The 5631-nt window shown below is 62.6% G+C and carries 6 protein-coding genes; 2 read left to right on the top strand and 4 right to left on the bottom strand.

The genetic code is table 11. The features are described from left to right. Nucleotides 1-1473 (top strand): CaiB/BaiF CoA transferase family protein (locus tag EN939_RS18670; RefSeq protein ID WP_164751069.1); only part of this gene is annotated, 1473 nt, incomplete at its 5' end. A 55-nt stretch (nucleotides 1474-1528) separates the two neighbouring features. Then, complete coding sequence (locus EN939_RS18675; protein ID WP_024504898.1) at nucleotides 1529-2386, top strand: nitroreductase family protein; 858 nt, start codon at nucleotides 1529-1531, stop codon at nucleotides 2384-2386. 75 nt (nucleotides 2387-2461) lie between these two features. Here EN939_RS18675 and EN939_RS18680 read toward each other — a convergent pair whose 3' ends face one another. The 4 genes from EN939_RS18680 to EN939_RS18695 form a co-directional block, all read right to left on the bottom strand. Then, the gene (locus EN939_RS18680; protein WP_024504897.1) at nucleotides 2462-3073 is read right to left on the bottom strand and encodes a flavin reductase family protein; all 612 of its coding nucleotides are present in this window, start codon (nucleotides 3071-3073) and stop codon (nucleotides 2462-2464) included. Between the two features lie 130 nt (nucleotides 3074-3203). Beyond that, the gene (larB, locus tag EN939_RS18685) at nucleotides 3204-3851 is read right to left on the bottom strand and encodes a nickel pincer cofactor biosynthesis protein LarB (protein WP_127269186.1); all 648 of its coding nucleotides are present in this window, start codon (nucleotides 3849-3851) and stop codon (nucleotides 3204-3206) included. Then, nucleotides 3848-4636 (bottom strand): adenine nucleotide alpha hydrolase, encoded by a 789-nt coding sequence (locus tag EN939_RS18690; protein WP_127269187.1) that lies wholly within the window; start codon nucleotides 4634-4636, stop codon nucleotides 3848-3850. The genes larB and EN939_RS18690 overlap by 4 nt, the downstream gene beginning before the upstream one ends. Next, a partial coding sequence (locus tag EN939_RS18695) for a LarC family nickel insertion protein (RefSeq protein ID WP_245473115.1) occupies nucleotides 4629-5631 on the bottom strand: 1003 nt, incomplete at its 5' end. The genes EN939_RS18695 and EN939_RS18690, both read right to left, overlap by 8 nt.

The raw sequence follows: 5631 nt of genomic DNA on the forward strand, positions 1-5631 counted from the left end.
ACCAAGGTCGATCACCCTGAACTTGGGCGCAGCTTCCATTATGCCACAAGCAAATGGCTGAGTTCGGAAACACGATGGCAGGCCGGCAAGCGCGCGCCGCTGCGCGGTGAGCATACGGACGAAGTGAGCAACACCTCAAGGCAGGCATCGCCAAAGGTAGCGGCAGAGGCGACCCTGAAACCGGCGCTCTCAGCACGCAATCGTCCCTTTCCTTTGCAGAACGTCCGCATCTTTGACTTCTCATGGTTTCTTGCTTCGGCGGGCGGAACGCGCTTTGCTGCTGCGCTTGGCGCCGAGTGCATCAAGGTCGGATGGAAGGAAAACCCAGACACACGCCTCGCCGCAATGGCACCCGTTGGGGGCCGCACGGCGCGCGAGGCCGCGACCGGCCCACTGCCGGGCGTCAGCGATCCCGACATGGGCGGCCAGTTCAACAATAAGAACGCGGGCAAGCGCGGGCTCTCGCTCAATATCCGCCACCCGAAAGGTATCGATATCGCCAAGCGGCTGATCGCAATCTCCGACGTCGTCGCCGAAGGCTTCTCTCCGGGCGTCCTCGATCGGTTAGGCCTGGGGTATGACGTCCTGCGCAGCATCCGTCCCGATATCATCTACGTCCAGCAGTCCGGCATGGGCAGTTACGGCACCTATGGCCGACTGCGCACCGTTGGGCCTATCGCTGCCTCGTTTGCTGGGATGAACGAGATGTCCGGTCTTGCCGAACCGGCGATGCCTGCCGGGTGGGGCTATTCCTATCTCGACTGGATGGGGGCCTATGGCTTCGCCCAATCGCTCCTCGGTGCGCTGTACTACCGCTCGGTCACCGGCAAGGGTCAGCATATCGATGCGTCCCAATGCGAAGCGGGCATCTTCCTTGCCAGCCAGGCCATCCTTGATTGGTCGGCAAACGGGCGAGTGTGGCAGCGTACCGGCAACCGCTCCCCTTATGGCAATGCCGCGCCGCATGGCGCCTATCGTTGCCAGGGGGCGGATCGCTGGATCGCGATCTCGTGCTGCGACCAGCGGTCATGGGCGGCGCTCGCCCATGCCGCGGGCCATCCTGAATGGCTAACCGATCCACGCTTCGCCAATATTGCGGCTCGTCTTGTCAACCAGGATGCACTGGACAAGGTGGTTGGAACGTGGACCGAGGGCGTTGAGGCCTATGACTGCATGAGCCGCTTGCAAGCAGCTGGCGTGGCCGCTGGCGTATGCCAGACGGCGGAGGATCGCTGCGATCACGATCCGCAGTTGCGGAGGCTGGAGTGGCTGACCGAAGTGCCTGGGACAAGGATCGGGACGTGGCCCGTGGCCGAAGTGCCGTTCAAACTTGGCCGCACACCCGCGCATGCAGGCGGATTGATCAACCGCGGAGCGCCTTGTTACGGCGAAGACAACGAATATGTCCTCGGTGAACTCCTCGGCCACTCAACAGCACAGATCCGCTCGTTCAAGCACGAGGGCGTTATTTGACCTCGGCAAGAATCCCAGGCGGATCAAGCCAAACAACCAGATGGATGACAATCAGATGACCAGCAAGCAGCGAAACAGCGTCGCCGACGGTACAGCGGCACGTGAACGCGTCGGTACGCGCTACCGTGATCCCGCTCTCGCCGAAGAATTGTCCCACGTCACTTGGAACAGCACGCTGGATGTGATGCTGTCGCACCGGTCGGTGCGCTACTACCTCGACCAGCCCCTTCCCGCAAATACCCTTGAGCTCGTCGTGGCGGCCGCACAGTCGGCGGCTTCAACTTCCAACCTCCAAGCTTGGAGCGTCATTGCGGTCGAGGACAAGGATCGCAAGGCGCGGCTGGCCGGCTACGCCGCGGACCAGAAGCACATCCATGACGCGCCGCTGCTGCTCGTTTTCGTCGCCGATCTGGCTCGCCTGCGTGCGATCAGCGATGAGCGGGGACATGCCGGTGTCGCACTCGATTACATCGAGGCATTCATCTTTGCCATCGCGGACGCCGCGTTCGCAGCGCAGAATGCCGCTGTTGCAATCGAGTCGCTCGGCCTCGGCTGCTGCTACATAGGCGCGATGCGTAACGACCCTCAGGCCGTCGCCAACGAACTGGGACTGCCCGACGAATCGATGGTCGTGTTCGGCATGACAGTCGGCCGCCCCGATCCGGCGGTGGCAACAGACGTCAAGCCGCGCCTGCCGCAAGGCATAATCCTCCACCGCGAGCGGTATACCCAAATCGACCCGGAGCTTATGGCGGCCTACGAGGCACGCATGCGGGAATTCCAGGCCGAACAGAACATGCGCAACATCGACTGGACTGAACAGACCGCGGCGCGGATAAAGGACGTTGCTGCACTGACCGGCAGGCACGTGCTCACGGACTTCCTGAAGGCGCGGGGATTTGGGCTCAAATAGTTGCGGTTGCGCGCGCCAATGTTGACTGAGAGACAGGGGCTGCGACTTCGTCAGGCTTGCGAACCGCCGGCCCTGTCACGTCGCCGAGATTCTCGGCAACTCAAACGCGTCTGTCGTGCGGACATAGGTGTTTCCTTGTGCCCTGGCGACAAGGCGCAATTTTTGTGTATCGACATGGAAGCGAACCGGGTCGATCAGCATGTCGTCGCGTATATGCATCATCTGGACCGTTCCCAGGATGAGCGAGCGCGATACCCCGAGAGGAACAATGCTGTGCAGCACGCACTCCATGGAGACGGGGCTCTCGGCAATTCGCGGCGCGGCGATCGTCACTGAAGCTTCCTCTGCAAGCCCGGAGCGCGAAAACTCATCGATTTCCGGCGCAAACTCGGCGGCGGTTATGTTCATCTGGTCCAGCCGATCCTCGTCGACCAGATTGACGACGAATTGGCCCGACATCCGGATATTGCGTCCTGTGTCCTTGTTGTCGCCTGCAGACCGGTCGACGATGCTGAAACCGACGACAGGGGGATCCTCGCTGAAGACATTGAAGAACGAGAATGGCGCTGCATTGCGCACCCCGTCCGACGCGACGGTCGTGACCCATGCGATCGGCCGTGGCGTGATCGTCGAGGATAGAAGTTTGTGCCGGTCAAGCGGCTTCAGCTCGGAGAAGTCGAACTGCATTGTCGTGGGGACCTCCGATGATTTGGCGGGGCAGACCAGTTTGGCTGGCGCCACGCCTTTCTAGCACCGGCAAAATCGATTGTTTGCTCTATATCGGAACGCGCGCATCGCGCTTAACGAGGCTGGTGCGTCAACGCATTGAAAGCATCTTCACCGCGGCTGCCGCTGCGCCAAAGCCATTGTCGATGTTGACCACCACAACTCCCGGCGAGCAACTCGCGAGCGCTGCGTTGAGCGCCACATATCCGCCGGCGGCCACGCCGTAGCCGACAGATGTCGGTACAGCGATCAACGGCGCCGCGATCAGCCCGGCGAGCACGCTGAAGAGCGCGCCTTCCATGCCGGCGACAGCGATAACAACCCGAAACATCCGGATTTCGTCGAGCCTTTCAGTAAGCCGCCACAATCCGGCGACACCGACATCGGCGACGATAGGCGCGTCATGGCCGTTGAAGCAGAGCGCTCGGGCGGCTTCCCGTGCGACCGACATATCCGACGTGCCCGCCGCCACGATGCCCACACCTGTGCTTGCAACGGGCATGGACCCGCCCAGCACCGCAGTGCGCGACAGTGGATCATAATCAAGTGCACTGCGAATGGCGAAATCGAGCGCCAGAAAATGGCTTTCGTCGAGACGCGTGAACAACAGCCGCTCTCCTTTCTCGGAAGCAGCGACGATGATGGCGGCCACCTGGGTCGGGCTCTTATGCTCACATAGCACCGCCTCCGGCACTCCGGTGCGCCTGCTGCGTTGCCAGTCGAGTTGAAAGTCGTTCATGGGCGCATGAACATCGCGCCGCGGCTGTAGGGCCGGGCGCCCACGAAGACGCGTCCTGCCTCGGCGCAAAGCCGCTGCGTGATCTCGACCAGCAGATGCTTCTGCGCGGACACGCCGTCGCCGAGTTCCAGAACCACGCCTGACCGCGTAATCCGGCAGCGCAACGTAACGCCACTGGCGGCAATGTCAGCCAGATGCCGCTCGGCCTTCTCGATGAATGCGAGGTCGCGGGCATCGATCGCTATTCCCGTCTCGACGCGGCTTGCCAGGCATGGCTGGGCGGGCAATTCGGCGACAGAGCCCAGGCCAAGCTCGCGAGAAAGCGCGCGAATGTCGGCCTTGGCCATTTCCGCTTCGATGAGGGGATGTACCACCTGGCGCTCGGCGGCAGCCAGCAGCCCGGGACGATAGTCGCCGAGATCATCGAGATTGGCACCCGACGCGATCACATGCGGCGTCAGTGTGCGTATCCGATCGTAGAGATTGGTCTTGCAGAAATAGCAGCGGTTCGAGGCATTGTCCCGATAGCGTGAATCCTCGAACTCGCCAGTTCCGATGACGAGGGTCGTCCAGCCTTCGGTATCTGACAGACCCCGCACGCGTGCCGTCGCCTCTTCCGGAACGGCTGGTGAGGCGGCATGGATTACCGTCACCGCAAGGCCCGGCTTGCGATGTGCGAAGGCTGCCAGCGTCACTGAATCCACGCCGCCGCTGACAGCAATGGCGAGCTGTTCGAAACGGTCAAGAACGCGGTCAAGACGCTGTGCCGGCGCAATGTCATTCATCGTCGGTCGTCTCGGCCTGCCACTTCATGGCGCGGCGCTCGGCAAGGCTTCCGCCTCGAAGGGCATCGCTTTCCACCTTGCGTGTGATGCCCGATGGCCGGAGGACCGCCTTGACGGCAAGTCCGGCAGCCTTGACGTTTTCCCGGAAGAGGACCAGCCGGCGTTCCTCCCGCAGGCGCAAGCCGATTGTCGATGTCTCGGCAAAACACCGGGCCGTCACCTGATCGGCCAGTTCCGGTCTCGCCAGAAGCCGGAACGACGAGGCGGGACGCCCCTTCTTGCCGAGGCGCTGCCCCACGGAGAGATCCAACACGCCGTCCGTTGCCCTGAGGCGATCGCAGGCGACGCCCATCTCTTCGCCGGTCATGTCGTCGATTTCGAATTCGATGACACTGATGGTGTCGCTCGGAGTTGAGACTTCGTTCTCTAGGACGAGAACGCGAAGAATGTTCGGCATCCCGGGCAGGTGCCGCGTCCCCGCGCCTGTTCCGGACGACACAAGCCGGCCAGACGTGCCGCCAGCACCAGGCGCTGTGAGATGTTTAAGGATCGCCGCGCCGGTCGGCGTCACGCGCTCGCCTGATATCCCGTCGTCGCGCCATTCGAAACCGGTCAGGATCGCGGCCGTGGCAGGCGCGGGAACGGGCAGCAGCCCGTGGGCGGTGTGCACAAGGCCACCGCCTCGCGGCAGAGCCGAGACACTCCACACCGTCTTGTCGAGCGCCGCTGCGATGCTGCCGGCGCAGACGACGTCAACCAGGGAGTCCCAGTCGGCGATCTCGTGAAAATGTACCCTTTCGACCGGCACGCGATGGATGGCCGCCTCCGCCTCGGCAATGATCGTCAGTATCGCAATGGCCCTGGCAGCCGTTCCATCGTGGAGATCCGCGGCTTTGATGCGTGCCACCATGTCAGCAAAACTACCTGCATGCGCTTCATCAGGAATCTGGTTGCGATCGTGATGGTGATGGTGGCCATCATCATCACCATATGCG

The sequence above is a fragment of the Mesorhizobium sp. M7A.F.Ca.CA.002.05.1.1 genome (genome assembly GCF_003998335.1).
Classification (GTDB): Bacteria; Pseudomonadota; Alphaproteobacteria; order Rhizobiales; family Rhizobiaceae; genus Mesorhizobium.